General features: G+C 44.4%; 18 protein-coding genes. 15 read left to right on the top strand and 3 right to left on the bottom strand.

All coding sequences use genetic code 11. From position 1 onward, the window contains the following. Positions 1 to 134 precede the first annotated feature (134 nt). From mnmG to glmU, 14 genes are all read left to right on the top strand, one after another. Positions 135 to 2,033: a tRNA uridine-5-carboxymethylaminomethyl(34) synthesis enzyme MnmG gene (gene mnmG / locus BCU68_RS04785; RefSeq protein ID WP_102563660.1), complete on the top strand. Its 1,899-nt coding sequence runs from the start codon at positions 135 to 137 to the stop codon at positions 2,031 to 2,033. Continuing rightward, positions 2,033 to 2,665, top strand: a complete 633-nt coding sequence (gene rsmG / locus BCU68_RS04780; protein WP_102563659.1) for a 16S rRNA (guanine(527)-N(7))-methyltransferase RsmG — start codon at positions 2,033 to 2,035, stop codon at positions 2,663 to 2,665. The genes mnmG and rsmG overlap by 1 nt, the downstream gene beginning before the upstream one ends. 15 nt (positions 2,666 to 2,680) lie before the next feature. Continuing rightward, a complete protein-coding gene (locus BCU68_RS04775; RefSeq protein ID WP_102563658.1) occupies positions 2,681 to 3,451 on the top strand; it encodes a ParA family protein in 771 nt (256 codons plus the stop codon). A 28-nt stretch (positions 3,452 to 3,479) separates the two neighbouring features. Then, positions 3,480 to 4,361: a ParB/RepB/Spo0J family partition protein gene (locus tag BCU68_RS04770; protein WP_102563657.1), complete on the top strand. Its 882-nt coding sequence runs from the start codon at positions 3,480 to 3,482 to the stop codon at positions 4,359 to 4,361. A gap of 210 nt (positions 4,362 to 4,571) precedes the next feature. Beyond that, positions 4,572 to 4,961 carry a F0F1 ATP synthase subunit I gene (locus BCU68_RS04765; RefSeq protein ID WP_102563656.1) on the top strand — a complete coding sequence of 130 codons (390 nt, stop codon included), beginning with the start codon at positions 4,572 to 4,574 and terminating at the stop codon, positions 4,959 to 4,961. Between the two features lie 8 nt (positions 4,962 to 4,969). Continuing rightward, positions 4,970 to 5,770 (top strand): F0F1 ATP synthase subunit A, encoded by an 801-nt coding sequence (gene atpB / locus BCU68_RS04760; protein ID WP_102563655.1) that lies wholly within the window; start codon positions 4,970 to 4,972, stop codon positions 5,768 to 5,770. A gap of 49 nt (positions 5,771 to 5,819) precedes the next feature. Continuing rightward, the gene (gene atpE, locus BCU68_RS04755; RefSeq protein ID WP_004411110.1) at positions 5,820 to 6,077 is read left to right on the top strand and encodes a F0F1 ATP synthase subunit C; all 258 of its coding nucleotides are present in this window, start codon (positions 5,820 to 5,822) and stop codon (positions 6,075 to 6,077) included. A gap of 71 nt (positions 6,078 to 6,148) precedes the next feature. Beyond that, a complete protein-coding gene (atpF, locus tag BCU68_RS04750) occupies positions 6,149 to 6,619 on the top strand; it encodes a F0F1 ATP synthase subunit B (RefSeq protein ID WP_102563654.1) in 471 nt (156 codons plus the stop codon). A 14-nt stretch (positions 6,620 to 6,633) separates the two neighbouring features. Next, on the top strand, positions 6,634 to 7,164 hold the full coding sequence (gene atpH / locus BCU68_RS04745; protein ID WP_102563653.1) for a F0F1 ATP synthase subunit delta: 531 nt from the start codon (positions 6,634 to 6,636) through the stop codon (positions 7,162 to 7,164). 13 nt (positions 7,165 to 7,177) lie between these two features. After that, positions 7,178 to 8,719: a F0F1 ATP synthase subunit alpha gene (atpA, locus tag BCU68_RS04740; RefSeq protein ID WP_102563652.1), complete on the top strand. Its 1,542-nt coding sequence runs from the start codon at positions 7,178 to 7,180 to the stop codon at positions 8,717 to 8,719. A 62-nt stretch (positions 8,720 to 8,781) separates the two neighbouring features. Next, positions 8,782 to 9,648, top strand: a complete 867-nt coding sequence (gene atpG, locus BCU68_RS04735) for a F0F1 ATP synthase subunit gamma (RefSeq protein WP_102563651.1) — start codon at positions 8,782 to 8,784, stop codon at positions 9,646 to 9,648. A gap of 35 nt (positions 9,649 to 9,683) precedes the next feature. Beyond that, positions 9,684 to 11,087, top strand: coding sequence for a F0F1 ATP synthase subunit beta (gene atpD / locus BCU68_RS04730; RefSeq protein WP_102563650.1), 1,404 nt, complete (start codon positions 9,684 to 9,686; stop codon positions 11,085 to 11,087). Between the two features lie 19 nt (positions 11,088 to 11,106). Continuing rightward, positions 11,107 to 11,529, top strand: coding sequence for a F0F1 ATP synthase subunit epsilon (locus tag BCU68_RS04725; RefSeq protein WP_102563649.1), 423 nt, complete (start codon positions 11,107 to 11,109; stop codon positions 11,527 to 11,529). A 140-nt stretch (positions 11,530 to 11,669) separates the two neighbouring features. Then, a complete protein-coding gene (glmU, locus tag BCU68_RS04720) occupies positions 11,670 to 13,034 on the top strand; it encodes a bifunctional UDP-N-acetylglucosamine diphosphorylase/glucosamine-1-phosphate N-acetyltransferase GlmU (protein WP_102563648.1) in 1,365 nt (454 codons plus the stop codon). 157 nt (positions 13,035 to 13,191) lie between these two features. Here glmU and punC read toward each other — a convergent pair whose 3' ends face one another. Further along, entirely contained in the window at positions 13,192 to 14,385 is a 1,194-nt protein-coding gene (punC, locus tag BCU68_RS04715; RefSeq protein WP_102563647.1) for a purine nucleoside transporter PunC, read from the bottom strand. 147 nt (positions 14,386 to 14,532) lie between these two features. Here punC and punR point away from each other — a divergent pair, with 147 nt between their 5' ends. After that, positions 14,533 to 15,438, top strand: coding sequence for a DNA-binding transcriptional activator PunR (gene punR, locus BCU68_RS04710; protein WP_102563646.1), 906 nt, complete (start codon positions 14,533 to 14,535; stop codon positions 15,436 to 15,438). Between the two features lie 73 nt (positions 15,439 to 15,511). On the opposite strand, the gene ilvA is transcribed toward punR, so the two are convergent. Beyond that, the gene (ilvA, locus tag BCU68_RS04705; RefSeq protein ID WP_102563645.1) at positions 15,512 to 17,062 is read right to left on the bottom strand and encodes a threonine ammonia-lyase, biosynthetic; all 1,551 of its coding nucleotides are present in this window, start codon (positions 17,060 to 17,062) and stop codon (positions 15,512 to 15,514) included. A 4-nt stretch (positions 17,063 to 17,066) separates the two neighbouring features. Then, the gene (ilvD, locus tag BCU68_RS04700; protein WP_102563644.1) at positions 17,067 to 18,917 is read right to left on the bottom strand and encodes a dihydroxy-acid dehydratase; all 1,851 of its coding nucleotides are present in this window, start codon (positions 18,915 to 18,917) and stop codon (positions 17,067 to 17,069) included. Between the last annotated feature and the right edge of the window lie 18 nt (positions 18,918 to 18,935).

The following is an 18,935-nucleotide window of genomic DNA, read 5'->3' as shown; positions in this document are numbered from 1 at the left end:
AGATCTTATATATATATAATGAAAGAAGATCATTTTTAAAATATAGAAAAACGATTCTCTCAGTAGAGGAAAACAGGTAGAATACTGCTCCTTTTTATCTGCCCATTAAATCGTTTTTAACCTGAGGTCGGCACATGCTTTATCACGAAAAATTTGACGTCATTGTTGTTGGTGGTGGCCACGCAGGTACGGAAGCCGCGCTAGCGTCAGCTCGTACAGGTCAACGCACACTACTTTTGACTCATAACATCGATACGCTAGGACAAATGTCTTGCAACCCAGCCATTGGTGGTATCGGTAAAGGTCACTTAGTGAAAGAAGTCGATGCTATGGGTGGCTTAATGGCTCAAGCTATTGATCATGCAGGTATTCAGTTTAGAACTTTGAATGCATCAAAAGGTCCAGCCGTTCGTGCAACTCGTGCACAAGCTGACCGAGCATTGTACAAAGCGTATGTACGCAATGTTTTAGAAAACACGCCAAACCTAACGTTGTTTCAACAATCGGTTGATGATCTGATCGTTGAACAGGATCAAGTTGTCGGTGTTGTGACCCAAATGGGCCTCAAATTCCACGCCTCAGCGGTGGTATTGACCGTTGGTACCTTCCTTGGTGGCAAGATCCATATTGGTATGGAAAGTTCAGCAGGTGGCCGTGCAGGCGATCCTCCGTCGATCTCGCTCGCTCGTCGTTTACGTGAACTTCCTTTCCGTGTTGATCGTTTAAAAACCGGCACACCGCCTCGTATCGATGCGCGTAGTGTTGATTTCTCTCAATTAGAAGTGCAGCACGGTGATAATCCAACTCCTGTATTTTCATTTATGGGCAACCGCAGCCAGCAGCCTCGTCAGATCCCATGTTTTATTACTCATACCAATGAGAATACACATGATGTGATCCGAGCTAACCTTGATCGTAGCCCTATGTATGCGGGTGTGATTGAAGGTATTGGTCCACGTTACTGTCCATCGATTGAAGATAAAGTGATGCGCTTTGCTGATAAAAATAGCCATCAAATCTTCATTGAGCCTGAAGGATTAACAACGCACGAGTTATACCCTAATGGTATTTCAACCAGCTTACCTTTCGATGTTCAAGTTCAGATCGTTCGTTCGATGAAGGGATTTGAAGACGCACATATTGTTCGTCCAGGTTATGCCATTGAGTACGATTTCTTTGATCCTCGCGATTTAAAACAGACCTACGAAACCAAATTTATCTCTGGTTTGTTCTTTGCTGGTCAAATTAACGGAACAACGGGTTACGAGGAAGCTGCCGCTCAAGGTCTAATGGCAGGTATGAACGCAAGTTTATTGAGTCAAGGCAAAGAAGGTTGGAGCCCTCGTCGTGACCAAGCTTACATGGGCGTATTGATTGATGACCTATCAACCATGGGCACAAAAGAACCTTACCGTATGTTTACTTCACGTGCGGAATATCGCTTATTGCTACGTGAAGACAATGCCGATTTACGTTTGACAGAACAAGCACGTGAACTGGGCCTAATTGATGATACTCGTTGGACGCGTTTTAACGAGAAAGTGGAAAATATTGAAAAGGAACGTCAGCGTTTGAAAGAAACGTGGATGAATCCAAAGTCTGAAAATATTGAAAAGTTAAATCAATTACTTAAATCACCAATGTCACGTGAGGCAAGCGGTGAAGATCTTCTACGTCGCCCTGAAATGACTTACTCGCAGCTTACGGCACTAGAGAACTTTGCTCCTGCGATCGAAGATCAACAAGCTTCTGAGCAAGTTGAGATTCAGGTGAAATATGCTGGTTATATTCAACGTCAGCAGGATGAAATTGATAAATCACTTCGTCATGAGAATACCAAGTTACCACTGGATCTCGACTACAGCCAAGTTAAAGGCCTATCGAATGAAGTGGTATTGAAATTGACGACAGCGCAACCAGAAAGTCTAGGTATTGCGTCTCGTATTTCAGGTATTACGCCTGCTGCAATTTCTATCTTATTGGTATATCTAAAAAAACAAGGTCTTCTTAAGAAAGGCGAGGAAGCAGAATAATGACCGCACTACGTAACCGATTAGATCAACTTCTCGCTCAAACCGAGCTAGAGGTGAGCGACACTCAACGTAACCAACTTGTCGGTTATGTTGAAATGCTAAACAAATGGAACAAAGCGTACAACTTAACGTCAGTTCGCGATCCTATGGAAATGCTGATTAAGCACATTATGGACAGCATAATGGTTAGCGCTCACTTACGTGGTACTCGTTTTATTGATGTCGGTACTGGTCCAGGTTTACCAGGTGTTCCATTAGCTATCATGAACCCAGAGTGTGAGTTTTTCTTACTGGATAGCTTAGGTAAGCGCATCCGTTTTATTAAACAAGCGCTGCATGAGTTATCGATTGAAAATGTGACGACAGTGCAAAGCCGTGTTGAAGAATTTCAGCCAGAAGAGAAGTTTGATGGTGTATTAAGCCGTGCTTTTGCTTCGATGACTGACATGGTTGAGTGGTGTCACCATTTGCCAAAAGAAGACACAGGATTGTTCTTTGCACTGAAAGGTCAGGTGCAAGAAGACGAAATTGACCACCTTCCTAGCTGGTGTTCTGTGAGTGAGATCAAATCTTTGCAAGTTCCTGAGTTAGAAGGGGAGCGTCATCTTGTAGTCTTGTCTCGTAAGGAATGATTATGAGGCAGGGATGTGGGAAAGATAGTAGCAATTGCAAACCAGAAAGGTGGTGTGGGTAAAACCACCACATGCATTAATTTAGCGGCATCAATGGCGGCAACGAAACGCAAAGTTTTAGTTGTCGATCTTGATCCTCAAGGAAATGCTACTATGGCGAGTGGCGTCGACAAATACCAAGTCAACGCCTCCGCTTATGATCTTTTAGTTGAAGAGGTTCCATTTGATCAAGTCGTTTGTCGTGATACCAGTGGCCATTATGATTTAATTGCAGCCAATGGTGATGTGACGGCTGCTGAGATTAAGTTAATGGAAGTCTTTGCTCGTGAAATTCGTCTGAAAAATGCGCTTTCTACCGCGCGCGATAATTATGATTACATCTTTATCGATTGCCCCCCTTCATTGAACCTCTTAACCATCAACGCGATGGCTGCTGCTGATTCTGTACTTGTTCCTATGCAATGTGAGTACTTTGCCTTAGAAGGGCTTACAGCGCTTATGGATACCGTTAGCAAGCTCGCCGCTGTTGTCAATGCCGACCTTAAAATAGAAGGTTTGCTGCGTACGATGTACGACCCTCGAAATCGCCTCTCAAATGAAGTCTCCGATCAATTAAAGAAACACTTTGGAAAGAAAGTGTATCGCACCGTTATACCGCGCAATGTTCGTTTAGCTGAGGCTCCAAGCCACGGCAAGCCTGCGATGTATTACGATAAGTATTCATCAGGCGCGAAAGCCTACTTAGCACTAGCTGGTGAAATGCTACGCCGAGAAGAGCAGCTATAACTCATACATATTAAAGGAATTTCATTACATGTCTAAACGTGGTTTAGGTAAGGGATTAGACGCGCTACTTGCCACAAGTTCATTAGCGCGTGAGAAACAACAAACTGCTTCACAAAGCCAAACTCTCTCTGCCAATGGAACGCTAATGGACCTTCCTATCCATTCATTGCGCTCTGGCGTTTATCAGCCGCGTAAATCAATAGAGCCTGAAGCGCTAGAGGAATTGGCGGCGTCGATTCAGTCTCAAGGCATTATTCAACCGATCGTGGTGCGCCAGATCGGTGATGCGGTTTATGAAATTATTGCGGGTGAGCGTCGTTGGAGAGCGGCAAAACAAGCAGGTCTAACTCAAGTGACCTGCTTGGTTAAAAACGTCCAAGATAAAGCTGCGATGGCGATGGCACTGATTGAAAACATCCAGCGTGAAGACTTGAATGTGATTGAGGAGTCACAGGCTTTAGAGCGCCTACAGGATGAGTTTGAGTTAACCCATAAACAGATTGCTGAAGTCATAGGCAAGTCTCGCACTACAGTCAGTAATTTATTGCGCTTAAATCAGCTTGAAGAATCCGTCAAATCGTTAGTGGCAGAGCATCAATTAGATATGGGTCATGCGCGGGCACTGCTAGCCCTTAAAAATGATGAGCAAACGAAGGCTGCTGAGCAGGTTGTAGCTAAGAAGTTAACGGTCAGACAGACCGAAAATATGGTCAAAAGATGGGTTTCACCACGCATTTGTGGTGGCGAAAGCATTCATGACGTAAATGTACAGCAAATGTCATATAAGTTAAGCAAGGTGCTTGATGCGAAAGTTTCTATAGTAAATTTGGTTAATGGAAAGGCAAAAGTGACGATAAGTGTTGATACACATCACAAAATTGAACAATTAATCGCTAAATTAGAAAGCTAAAATGAGATACTGATCATTCAGTAATTGTATTACAAATGAATTGTGGTCAAAAGTGTCGGTGGGCAAACAAAAATGCAACTTCATGCTGCGTTTTTATTGCAATAAAGTAACTCGGCCGTATACTTTTGCCATCATCTAGCGCTATGCATTTTAGTGCACAAAAATAGTGAGTGTTATAGTCATTACTATTTAGAAATAGAGGATAAATACATGGTAGCTACGTTAGCAAAACCAGGGCGAGAGCTTGCAAAGCAATTGTTATTGATTGAAGTTAGCGTGGTTATTTTTCTGGCAGTAGGATTGAGCATTACCATCAATACTGATTGGGGTTTGGCTGCATTAATTGGTGGTGGCATTTTTGTTATTGCTAATGCAGTTTTTTCTGTATGTGCCTTTCTGTTTAGTGGAGCAAGAGCAACGAAGTTAGTTGCGGCTTCTTTCTATGCAGGTGAAGCACTTAAAATCTTAATCACGGTATTGCTATTTTCTCTTGTCTACATGTATATGCAGGTGGAACTTGTTCCCCTCAAACTGGCCTATTTACTGGTTCTTGGAGTTAATATCTTTGCACCAGTGTTTTTCATTAATAATAGAAAATAGGATGAGTTATGGCTGCGCAAACAGCATCCGGATATATTGAACATCACCTACAAAACCTCTCTTTAGCCAAGTTAGGTTTAGTCGCTGATGAAGCAAGCTTCTGGAACGTACATATAGATAGTCTGTTCTTTTCTGTGTTTACTGGTGTGATTTTCCTTTGGGTTTTTCGCTCTGTAGCTAAGAAAACAACAGCGGGTGTACCAGGTAAGCTACAGTGTTTTGTTGAAATGGTTGTGGAATTCGTTGCTGACAACGTTAAAGAAACTTTCCATGGACGCAATCCTCTTGTTGCTCCGCTGGCACTGACTATATTCTGCTGGATTATCTTAATGAACTTGATGGATCTAGTTCCTATCGACTTCTTACCTTATCCAGCTGAGCATTGGCTAGGTATCCCTTATCTTAAGGTGGTTCCAAGTGCTGATGTGAATATAACCATGTCAATGGCTTTAGGCGTGTTTGCTCTGATGATCTACTACAGCATCAAAGTGAAGGGTCTAGGTGGCTTTACGAAGGAATTGGCTTTACATCCATTTAATCATCCAATCATGATTCCATTTAACCTTCTCATAGAAATCGTCTCGCTCCTCGCGAAACCATTATCTTTAGGGATGCGTTTGTTTGGTAACATGTTTGCGGGTGAGGTCGTATTCATTCTTATCGCTGCAATGTTACCGTGGTATTTACAATGGGTAGGTGCACTACCTTGGGCTATTTTCCATATCTTAGTTATTTTGATTCAAGCATTCGTCTTCATGATGTTGACAATTGTTTACTTATCAATGGCTCATGAAGATAGCGACCACTAAAAATTTTTAATCTTTTATTCTAACTATTAATGTTAATCGGAGAACGTAAATGGAAACTGTACTAAGTTTTTCAGCTATTGCTGTAGCTATTATTGTTGGTCTTTGTGCGGTAGGTACAGCGATCGGTTTCGCAATTCTTGGCGGTAAATTCCTTGAAGGCGCTGCGCGTCAACCAGAAATGGCTCCTATGCTGCAAGTTAAGATGTTCATCATCGCTGGTCTATTGGATGCGGTTCCAATGATCGGTATCGTAATCGCTCTACTATTTACTTTTGCAAACCCATTTGTAGGTCAACTAGCTGGTTAATCAACCGGGCGGAGCAAATTCGATTTGCTCTGATTTGACACATTCTTTATGAATAAAGAGGGGTAGCTGTTGTGAATATGAACGCAACTCTGCTAGGTCAAGCGATTGCATTCTCTATGTTTGTTTGGTTCTGCATGAAATATGTATGGCCACCAATTATGGATGCAATCGAAGAACGTCAGAAGAAAATTGCTGACGGTCTTTCAGCCGCTGAACGCGCTGAAAAGAACTTAGATCTAGCACAAGCCAACGCTTCTAGCCAATTGAAAGAAGCGAAACGTAACGCAACTGAACTTATCGATGAAGCGAATAAGCGCAAAGCGGCGATTTTAGAAGAAGCTCGTGAAGAAGCTCAGGCAGTACGCCAGAGCATCATCGCTAAAGCCGATGCTGAAATTGAAGCAGAACGCGTTCGTCTACGTGATGAGTTACGTAAACAAGTTGCAACTCTGGCTGTAGCTGGTGCCGAGAAAATCCTAGAGCGCTCAATCGATAAAGATGCGCACAAAGATATTCTTGACAACATTACTGCAAAACTTTAAGTCTGGGGGCGCATATGTCTGATTTGACTACTATCGCACGCCCCTATGCTAAAGCAGCCTTTGACTTTGCTTTGGAAAAAGGGCAGCTAGACCAATGGGTCGAAATGCTTGCCTTTGCCGCTGAAGTTGCAAAGAACGATGAAGTTCGTGAGCTTATGGGCTCTACGTCTGCAGGTAAAATGGCAGAAATCTTTATCACTATTTGTGGTGAACAGTTTGATGAGTTTGGCCAAAACCTAATTAAGGTAATGGCACAAAATAGTCGCTTAAAAGCGATTCCTGAAGTGTTTAACGAGTTCATTGTTCTTAAACAAGAGCATGAGAAAAAAATCGATGTTGAAGTTACTTCAGCCGTTGAGCTTTCTCAAGAACAACGTGACGCTATCAGCAGCAAACTAGAACAGCGACTAGAGCGTAAAGTTCAGCTGAATTGCAGTATAGATGAGACTCTACTTGGTGGAGTTATTATTCGAGCCGGAGACTTAGTCATTGATAACTCAGCACGTGGTCGTCTTGACCGCCTGAGCGATGCATTGCAGTCTTAATGGGGATTGGAGCATGCAACTTAATTCCACGGAAATAAGCGATCTAATCAAGCAACGTATTGAATCTTTCAGCGTTGTAAGTGAAGCTCGTAATGAAGGTACTATCGTTTCGGTAAGCGACGGTATCATTCGCATCAACGGTCTAGCAGACGTGATGCAAGGTGAAATGATTGAATTACCGAATGGTCGTTATGCACTAGCACTTAACCTTGAGCGTGACTCGGTTGGTGCGGTTGTTATGGGACCATATGCTGACCTACAGGAAGGCATGAAAGTAACAGGTACTGGTCGTATTCTTGAAGTACCAGTTGGTCCTGAAATGCTTGGTCGTGTTGTAAACACACTAGGTGAGCCAATTGATGGTAAAGGTCCAATTGAAGCGAAACTAACTTCTCCAGTAGAAGTTATCGCTCCTGGTGTAATCGATCGTAAATCTGTTGATCAACCAGTACAAACTGGTTATAAGTCAGTTGACTCAATGATCCCTATCGGTCGTGGTCAACGTGAACTTATCATCGGTGACCGTCAGATTGGTAAAACGGCGATGGCGATTGACGCTATCATCAACCAACGTGATTCTGGTATTTTCTCAATCTACGTAGCGATTGGCCAAAAGGCATCAACAATTGCAAACGTAGTACGCAAATTAGAAGAGCACGGCGCGCTAGCTAACACTATCGTTGTTGTTGCATCAGCTTCTGAATCTGCAGCGCTACAATACCTAGCGCCATACGCAGGTTGTGCGATGGGTGAGTACTTCCGTGATCGCGGTGAAGATGCACTGATTGTTTATGATGATCTATCTAAGCAAGCGGTCGCTTACCGTCAGATTTCACTACTACTTAAACGTCCACCAGGTCGTGAAGCATTCCCAGGGGATGTTTTCTACCTTCACTCTCGTCTACTAGAGCGTGCTGCTCGTGTAAATGAAGCGTATGTAGAACATTTCACAAATGGTGAAGTGAAAGGTAAGACAGGTTCTTTAACTGCTCTACCTATCATTGAAACCCAAGCGGGTGACGTATCAGCATTCGTACCGACTAACGTAATCTCGATTACCGATGGTCAGATCTTCCTACAAACTGAACTGTTCAATGCCGGCGTACGTCCAGCGGTTGATCCAGGTATCTCAGTATCTCGCGTAGGTGGTTCAGCTCAGACTAAAATCATCAAGAAGCTATCTGGTGGTATCCGTACCGCACTAGCTCAGTACCGTGAACTTGCAGCTTTCGCTCAGTTCTCTTCTGATCTTGATGACGCAACTAAGAAGCAGCTAGACCATGGTCAAAAAGTAACAGAACTAATGAAGCAAAAGCAGTACGCTCCATTATCTGTATTTGACCAAGCATTAGTTATCTTCGCAGTAGAGCGTGGCTATTTAGATGACGTGGAGCTTGATAAGCTTCTCGATTTCGAAGCTGCTTTACTGTCGTATGCTCGCGGTCAATATGCCGATCTTGTTTCTGAGATCGACAAAACGGGTGCTTATAACGATGAAATCGAAGCGAAGCTTAAAAAGCTAACTGACGATTTTAAAGCAACCCAGACTTGGTAATTTAATTGGTGGGTGGCCTCACGGTCACCTTCTAACGGCAATTACCTAAACGGAGAGTAACGATGGCCGGCGCAAAAGAGATTCGTAATAAGATCGGGAGTGTTAAAAGCACTCAAAAGATCACGAAAGCAATGGAAATGGTAGCAGCTTCAAAAATGCGTCGCTCGCAAGATGCGATGGAAGCTTCCCGTCCCTATGCTGAAACAATGCGTAAAGTGATCGGTCATTTGGCAAACGGTAGCCTTGAGTATCGTCATCCGTATCTCGAGGAACGTGAAGCCAAACGTGTTGGTTACATCATAGTTTCAACTGACCGTGGATTGTGTGGCGGCTTGAACATTAACTTGTTCAAAAAAGTCGTAAATAACATGCAGTCTTGGTCTGAAAAAGGTGCTGAAATTGAATTGGCCGTTATCGGTTCTAAAGCAACAACCTTTTTCAGTCACACTGGCGCAAAAGTAGCTGCTCAAGTTTCTGGTCTTGGCGATAGCCCAAGCCTTGAAGACCTGATTGGTTCTGTTGGTGTGATGTTGACAAAGTATGATGAAGGCGAATTAGATCGCCTGTACGTAGTGTTCAATCGATTTGAAAACACTATGATTCAAGATCCAACGATCGATCAAATACTACCTTTGCCTAAATCGGATAGCGAAGAGATGCAGCGCACTCATGCTTGGGATTACATTTATGAGCCTGAGCCAAAACCACTATTAGATGCCTTATTGATTCGCTTTGTTGAATCTCAGGTTTATCAAGCAGTGGTCGAGAACCTAGCCTGTGAAATGGCTGCTCGAATGATTGCAATGAAAGCTGCAACTGACAACGCTAATGCACTGATTGATGATCTACAGCTCGTGTATAACAAAGCCCGTCAAACGGCAATTACACAAGAACTGTCTGAAATCGTATCAGGTGCAGCAGCGGTTTAAGCATTAGGTAAAACTAAATAGTTAGAGGATTAACGATGGCTACAGGTAAGATCGTACAGATCATCGGTGCGGTAGTCGACGTAGAGTTCCCACAGGGTGAAGTACCTCGTGTATACGATGCTCTGAATGTTACTGAAGCGAAAGAACGTCTTGTTCTTGAAGTTCAGCAGCAATTAGGCGGTGGCGTTATTCGCGCAATCGTAATGGGTAGCTCTGATGGTTTACGTCGTGGTTTGACAGTTGAAAATACTGGCGCTCCAATCACCGTTCCAGTGGGTGTGAAAACTCTTGGCCGTATCATGAATGTTCTTGGTGATGCGATTGATGAGTGTGGTGATGTTGGTGCTGAAGAGCACTACGCAATTCACCGTGAAGCACCAAGTTATGAAGAGCAGTCAAATGAGACGGCACTTCTAGAAACAGGTGTTAAAGTAATTGACTTGATTTGTCCATTCGCTAAGGGTGGTAAAATCGGTCTATTCGGTGGTGCTGGTGTAGGTAAGACTGTCAACATGATGGAACTTATCAACAACATCGCATTAAAACACTCAGGTCTATCCGTATTTGCGGGTGTAGGTGAGCGAACTCGTGAAGGTAACGATTTCTACCATGAGATGCAGGAAGCTGGCGTTGTAAACGTTGCTGAACCTGAAAAATCTAAGGTAGCGATGGTTTACGGTCAAATGAACGAGCCACCAGGTAACCGTCTACGTGTTGCACTGACTGGTTTAACAATTGCAGAGCGCTTCCGTGATGAAGGCCGTGATGTTCTACTGTTCATTGATAACATCTACCGTTACACACTTGCGGGAACAGAAGTATCGGCTCTACTAGGTCGTATGCCATCTGCGGTAGGTTACCAACCAACACTTGCAGAAGAAATGGGCGTACTTCAGGAACGTATTACTTCAACTAAACAGGGGTCTATCACTTCTGTTCAGGCGGTATACGTACCTGCGGATGACTTAACGGATCCATCTCCAGCAACAACCTTTGCTCACTTAGACGCAACAGTTGTACTTAACCGTAACATCGCAGCTATGGGTCTATACCCTGCGATTGACCCACTAGATTCAACATCTCGTATGCTTGATCCTCTAGTTGTTGGTCAAGAGCACTACGATGTAGCGCAAGGTGTACAAACAACACTGCAACGTTATAAAGAGCTAAAAGATATCATCGCTATCCTAGGTATGGACGAGCTATCTGAAGAAGATAAGCAAGTTGTATCTCGTGCGCGTAAGATTGAGCGTTTCCTAACTCAGCCTTATCACGTAGCGGAAGTATTTACTGGTGACCCAGGTGTTTACGTATCTCTTAAAGAGACTCTACGTGGCTTCAAAGGTCTACTTGCTGGTGAGTATGATGACATTCCGGAGCAATCTTTCATGTACTGCGGTACGATCGAAGATGCTATCGAGAAGGCCAAGAAGCTATAACGGCTAAATAGGAGGCGATATGGCAGCAATAACCTTTCACCTAGACGTAGTCAGCGCAGAGAAGAAACTATTCTCTGGCCGTGTTGAAACGTTTCAGGTGACCGGTAGCGATGGTGAGCTTGGTATTTTCCATGGTCACGCACCGTTGCTGACCGCTATCACGCCAGGTATGGTGCGTATTGTTAAGCAGCACGGTCACGAGGAATTCATTTATGTTTCTGGTGGCATTGTAGAGATTCAACCGGGTACTGCTACAGTACTGGCTGATACTGCAATCCGTGGTGACGAGATTGACGCAGCAAAAGCTGAAGAAGCCAAACGCAAAGCTGAAGAGAATATTTCAACTCAGCATGGCGATATGGACTTCGCGCAAGCGGCCAGTGAACTCGCTAAAGCCATGGCTCAGTTACGAGTAGTTGAGCTAACAAATAAACGTCGTTAATCTGCTTAGGTAGATTAAAGCGTGTGAAAAAGGCGGCCTATTAGGTCGCCTTTTTGTTTTCTGAAGAGTGACTCAATTTAACATCCTTCCAAAATGCGGTTAGAATGTAGCCCTAATTATATAATGTCAGTAGGTTTTCTATGAAATTCAGCGCAGTGATCCTTGCCGCGGGTAAAGGCACCCGTATGTACTCTAATATGCCTAAAGTTCTGCATACCTTAGCGGGTAAGTCGATGGTTAAACATGTGATTGATACGTGTAATAGTATTGGTGCACAGAATATCCATTTGGTGTACGGCCATGGTGGCGATCAAATGAAACAGACACTTGCTAATGAGTCAGTTAATTGGGCGCTACAAGCAGAACAACTTGGTACAGGGCATGCTGTGGATCAGGCATCGGCACACTTTGAAGATGATGAAAAAGTATTAGTTCTTTATGGTGATGTTCCACTTATCTCAGAGCAAACATTAGAAAACCTATTAGAAGCACAGCCAACGGGCGGTATTGCGCTATTAACAGTTAGACTTGATAACCCTATGGGTTACGGACGTATTATTCGTAAAAACGGTCCAGTTGTTGCTATCGTTGAGCAAAAAGATGCGACGGAAGAGCAAAAGCTAATCCAAGAAGTTAACACGGGTGTTTTAGTCGCAACAGGCGGTGATCTTAAGCGTTGGTTATCAAGCTTAAATAACAACAATGCTCAAGGTGAATATTACCTAACTGACGTGATTGCAGCAGCGCATAACGAAGGTCGCGCTGTTGAAGCCGTGCACCCTGAAAGCCCAATTGAAGTGGAAGGGGTGAATGACCGCGCTCAATTGGCACGTCTAGAGCGCGCTTTCCAATCTATGCAAGCACAGCGTCTATTAGAGCAAGGTGTTATGCTACGCGATCCAGCACGCTTTGATTTACGTGGTACGCTGCAGTGCGGTATGGACATTGAAATTGATGTGAATGTGATCATTGAAGGTAATGTAACCATTGGTGATAACGTTGTGATTGGTGCTGGATGTGTACTAAAAGATTGTGAGATTGATGATAACAGTGTTATTCGTCCTTACAGTGTTATTGAAGGTGCAACGGTCGGTGAAGAGTGTAGTGTGGGTCCATTTGCACGCTTGCGTCCAGGTGCTGAACTTCGCAACGATGCTCACGTTGGCAACTTTGTTGAAGTTAAAAATGCTTGTCTTGGTGAAGGTACTAAAGCGGGTCACTTAACGTATTTAGGTGATGCGGAAATTGGTCAGCGTGTCAATATTGGCGCAGGTACCATCACATGTAACTACGATGGTGCAAATAAGTTTAAGACCATTATTGGTAATGATGTGTTCGTTGGCTCTGATAGCCAATTGATTGCCCCTGTGACTATTGCTGATGGTGTAACGGTTGGCGCAGGCACAACATTAACTAAGAATGTTGAGCAAGATGCACTGGTTATTAGCCGTGCTAAAGAGCGAAAAATTGCTAACTGGCAGCGCCCGGTAAAGATTAAAAAATAGCACCGGCGAGAGACTGGGTAATACCTAGCCTAGTCACTACCTAGACGGTTCTAAATAAGCAAAAAGCCCGATGAAATCGAATTCATCGGGCTTTTTATTGGCTGATACTAATCAAAATAAGTGATTACCCATTTTGAGAGGTATTTATCGATTGGGTTTAAATTTGCTCATCATTGACAGATGTATCAATGGATGAGGTCACCTTATCGTTAGCAAAGGTATAGCCAAGCCATAGACCCGCTAAGCTCAACATGATCGCGACACCCGTTGCTTCTAGTGCTTGGCTAGCAAATAGAGCCACTACAGCACTAGCGATACCACTGATGCAAATTTGTAAGCTATTTTGCAGACCAGCAGCGGTCGCCGGACTTTGCTTAGCACTTGATAACGCGCGGTTTACAACGATTGGGTATAAAGCCCCGTTTGCTACAGCGATTAAGCAAAATGGCGCTAGGATTGGCCAAATTGAGGTTATCGCCATTTGTGAAGCAATAAAGATTAATACTGAAGCGACACTAAATAGAATCACGATCTGGTGTAATACTTTGCTATCACCATATTTTTGCACGCCTTTTTTACCAGCATAACCACCCACCATAAAGGCGATAGTTTGCGGTATAAAGCTCATACCAATATCTTTTGCGTCGTAACCGAGTTGAGCCATAATTTCTGGCATGCCAGTTAGGTAAGCAAAGAAAGCCGCGGAAGCCATCGCGAACATCATCACATTACCCACATAGATTTTAGAGCTAAGTAATGACTTAATATCACTTTTGATGGAGCTTTCTTGCGGAGTGACAACTTCTTTTGGTTGTCCTAATGTGCTGGCAATGAGTAGCAGACCAATGACAGTGAGTGCGATGAAAATGCTGTGCCAGCCGAAGTTATCAGCCAGTAGAACGCCCAATTGCGGCGCTAAGGCAGGAGAGAGTGCCACCAGCGGCATAATGGTGGCGAAAATTTGTTGGCTGGCTTGTTGTGGATAGCGTTTGATAACCATAGCTTGCCAGATAACAGCAGGCGCACACACACCAATCGCTTGAATGAAGCGCAGAGTGAGGAGTTGCCATACTTCTTGGCTAAAGGCTAAACCGAAAGAAGCTAGGGTAAAAATGACCAGCCCAACAGCTAATGTATTGCGATGACCAAACTTATCAGAAGCCAGTCCCCATAGCAGTTGACCCATTGCCATCCCAGCTAAAAATACCGTCAGTGATAATGCGATCTGCTCAGGACCCGTTGCAAAGTCAATCTCCATGCTTTTAAAGGCAGGTAGATACATATCGGTTGCAATAAAGCCAAGCATCGATAGAGCTGACAGGTAAAAAAGTTGTAATTTGGAGATATTCATACGCTATCCATTCAAAAATTTTGTTGGTTATTTACACAAGGTATTGCGCTGCTAACCTTGATTTATCAATGCTCACATTCTATTTTCCTTATCAGTAGAAATAAAACGTTATAATTAGTGGTTATCAATCAAAAAATTTGAAGGCTTATGTTCTCGAAAAGTAGTTTAGAGATGCTCGATACCGTGGCACGCCTTGGTAGTTTTACTGCGGCGGCGGAAGAGCTGCATAAAGTTCCTTCAGCAATTAGCTATGGTGTGCGCCAAGTTGAGCAAGATTTGGATGTGGTGCTGTTTCATCGTCTACCACGTAAGGTGGAGTTAACGCCTGCGGGTGAGTTGTTTATTGCTGAAGCGCGATCCTTACTCCGCCAGATGGAAGAGGTGAAAGCGCAAACTCGACGAGCCGCACAAGGCTGGGGGAAAACCTTAAAAATCACGCTGGATAATGTAGTCAAGTTGGAGAAACTGAAGCCTTTAATTGAAGACTTCTATCAAACGTTTGAATTTGCTGAACTGCAGATCAACATGGAAGTTTTTAATGGATCATGGGAAGCGATCGCTCAAGGGCGGGCTGATATTGTTATTGGCGCGACGACGGCTGTTCCTGTCGGTGGCGATTTTGAAATGAAAGAAATGGGGCGTTTGGATTGGGCATTTGTCATGGCTCCCGATCACCCATGTAGCCAAGAATCTCACCTTAGCGAGGCGTTTGTCAGTCAGTTTCCTGCCATCTGCTTGGATGATACATCGAATGTACTGCCTAAGCGCCATTCTGGTCACTACTCACAGCAGCGACGTTTGTTATTACCCAATTGGCACAGCGCGATTACTTGCCTTAAAAATGGTGTTGGTGTGGGTTATGTTCCTCGCCATATGGCACAGTCATTGATTGATCAAAACTTGCTGGTGGAAAGAGATCTTATCGATGAAAAGCCATTAAGTTATTGCTGTTTGGTGTGGCGTAAAGATGAGGATCATAAGCTGATAGAGTGGATGATCAATTACTTGGGCGATAGTGATCAGCTGCATAGCGATTGGTTAGGCAGTCAATAGGCAGGGGATAAAAAAAGAGCATTAAGTCGTGAACTTAATGCTCTAGAGTGTTTCTATGTTAACTGAGCGGTATCTAAGATAAAAAGAAACGATAAGCAGGGTTATCGGTTTCATCTTTGCATTGATAACCTAGCTGGCGTAGATGCGCAGAGAAGTTAGCAAGGTCTTGCTCTTCAACTTCAAAACCACACAGTACTCGACCGTAATCTGCACCATGGTTTCTATAGTTAAATAGACTGATGTTCCAGTTGGTGAGTGTGCTTAAAAACGTCAATAGCGCCCCTGGGTATTCAGGGAACTCAAAGCTGTATAGGCGCTCTTTTAGTGGTTTGAATGGCTTGCCACCAATCATATAGCGAACGTGCAGCTTCGCCATCTCATCATCAGACAAATCTTCCACTGGATAGCCAGCTTCACGCAGGTCGGCAATGATATTATTCAGCTCGTCTTGACCACCGTTTATGCGTACACCAACAAAGATATTCGCTAGGCTGTCATCATTGTAGCGATAGTTAAACTCAGTGACCGCACGACCGCCAATGATGTTGCAGAACTCAAAGAAAGCCCCTTGACGCTCAGGGATAGTCACCGCTAATAAACCTTCGCGTTTTTCACCTAGTTCACAACGCTCTGAGACATAACGTAAGCCGTGGAAGTTGGTATTGGCACCAGATAACACCGTGCCTAATTGCATTCCTGTTAACTGCTTTTGCTCTGCGAATTTCTTCAAGCCAGCCAGTGCTAATGCGCCAGAAGGTTCGGCAATTGCACGTGTGTCTTCAAAAATATCTTTAACGGCTGCACAAATCTCATCACTTGAAACCGTAACGTGACCATCAATGTATTGCTGACAAACCCGGAAAGTCTCTTCACCAATGCGCTTAACGGCTACGCCATCGGCAAACATGCTGACCTGATCTAGGGCAACTGGCTCGCCTGCATCCAATGCCGCTTTTAGGCAGGCAGAGTCTTCAGGCTCAACCGCAATCACTTGGATTTCAGGCATTAGCTGTTTAATTAACACAGCCACACCAGCGGCTAAACCACCGCCGCCAACAGGAACAAAGATATAATCGAGATGACCATTTTGCTGCAGCATCTCCATACCGATAGTGCCTTGACCGGCAATAACTAATGGGTGATCAAAGGGCGGTACAAAGGTGTAGCCATGCAAATCGGCTAGGCGCTCAGCTTCCGCTTTTGCTTCATCAAAGTTATTACCATGCAATACCACTTTGCCACCAAACCCACGCACCGCTTCGACTTTGATATCAGGCGTTGTTTTTGGCATAACGATGGTTGTTTCAATGCCTAGCTTAGTGCCTGACAGTGCCATTCCTTGCGCGTGGTTACCCGCAGAAGCCGCAATAACGCCGGCTTCTTTTTGCTCATTGGAAAGGCTAGAAACCATATTATAAGCGCCACGTAACTTAAACGAGTGAACCGGCTGGCGGTCTTCTCGCTTTAGCTGTACGGCATTATTAATACGTGCTGATAGCCTTGGCATCGACTGCAAAGGGGTAACCATTGCGACGTCATACACAGGCGCACGTAAGATCTGGCGTAGATAGTCAGATCCTGTCGGTTGGCTAGCGTTTGACGATGGACTATGTTCATCACTCATGGGCTTAACCTTCTAGCTTGGATTTGTCACGCACAGCGCCTTTATCAGCACTGGTCGCCATACTTGCATACGCTTTTAGTGCCCAAGAAACTTCACGTTGACGACCAACAGGTTTCCAGCCAATGCTATCTTGCTCTGTTTGACGTGCTGCTAATTCATCGTCAGCCACATCCAATTGAATTGAACGGTTAGGAATATCAATGGTAATAATATCGCCAGTTTTAACTAATCCAATTAAACCACCGCTGGCTGCCTCAGGAGAGACGTGACCAATCGATAGCCCTGATGTACCACCAGAGAAACGACCATCGGTTAGCAAGGCACAGGCTTTGCCAAGCCCCATAGATTTAAGGTAAGTCGTTGGGTAAAGCATCTCTTGCATGCCAGGTCCACCTTTTGGTCCTTCGTAACGAATAACCACGACTTCGCCCGCTTTCACCTTGCCACCTAAAATGCCATCAACAGCGCTATCTTGGCTTTCAAAGACAATCGCAGGTCCTTGGAAAGTTAGGTTATCTTCATCGACACCTGCCGTTTTTACGATACAACCATCAACGGCAATGTTACCGGATAGAACCGCCAGTCCACCTTCTTGGCTAAAGGCATTTTCTTTGGTGCGAATACAGCCGTCTTTACGATCATCATCAAGACGATCCCAGCGGCAATCTTGCGAGAAAGCTTTAGTGGTACGAATACCAGCAGGACCTGCGCGGAAGAAGGTGAGGACATCTTCGTCTTCGGTTTGCATAATGTCGTATTGAGCCAGTTGCTCTTGCATGCTTAAACCCAGCACAGTGCGCGTTTGATTGTTCAGTAAGCCTGCACGATCAAGCTCACCTAAGATCGCCATTACGCCACCCGCACGGTGGACATCTTCCATGTGGTATTTCGCCGTTGAAGGAGCCACTTTGCAGAGATGCGGTACTCGGCGTGACATTTCATCGATATCCGACATGTCAAAATCAATCTCACCTTCTTGAGCAGAGGCAAGTAAGTGCAGTACGGTGTTACTTGAACCGCCCATAGCAATATCGAGCGCCATGGCATTTTCAAACGCAGGGCGATCAGCAATGTTGCGTGGTAGAGCAGTATCATCACCTTGCTCGTAGTAACGCTTGGTGAGTTCAACAATACGCTTACCGGCATTGATAAATAGCTGTTCACGATCGGCATGAGTTGCCAGCATTGAGCCGTTACCTGGTTGAGATAACCCCAGCGCTTCTGTTAAACAGTTCATCGAGTTAGCAGTAAACATACCAGAGCACGAACCACATGTTGGGCAGGCAGAGCGTTCAACTTGTTCACTTTGCGCATCACTAATGGTTGGATCAGCGCCTTGTACCATGGCATCGACCAGATCTAACTTAATAATTTGATCAGAAAGCTTAGTTTTACCCGCTTCCATTGGTCCGCCTGAAACGAAAATTACGGGGATATTAAGACGCATCGCCGCCATCATCATCCCTGGGGTAATCTTGTCACAGTTAGATATACATACCATGGCATCAGCACAGTGAGCGTTGACCATGTATTCCACAGAGTCCGCAATTAATTCACGAGAAGGCAGTGAGTACAGCATGCCACCGTGACCCATTGCGATACCATCATCGACAGCGATAGTATTAAATTCTTTCGCGATCCCGCCGGCTTTTTCAATCTCACCAGCAACCAATTGACCCATGTCTTTAAGGTGTACGTGACCTGGAACAAACTGAGTAAATGAGTTTACGACGGCAATAATCGGCTTACCAAAATCGTCTTCCTTTACGCCTGTCGCACGCCATAGAGCACGCGCACCTGCCATGTTACGACCATGGGTGGTGGTCGCACTGCGGTATGGGTATTTATTTGACATGTTAAACTTCCTTATTGG

It is taken from the genome of Vibrio sp. 10N.286.49.B3, assembly GCF_002873395.1.
Classification (GTDB): Bacteria; Pseudomonadota; Gammaproteobacteria; order Enterobacterales; family Vibrionaceae; genus Vibrio.
The sequence above is the reverse complement of the archived record's forward strand: the minus strand, read 5'-3'. Positions and strand labels throughout refer to the sequence as shown.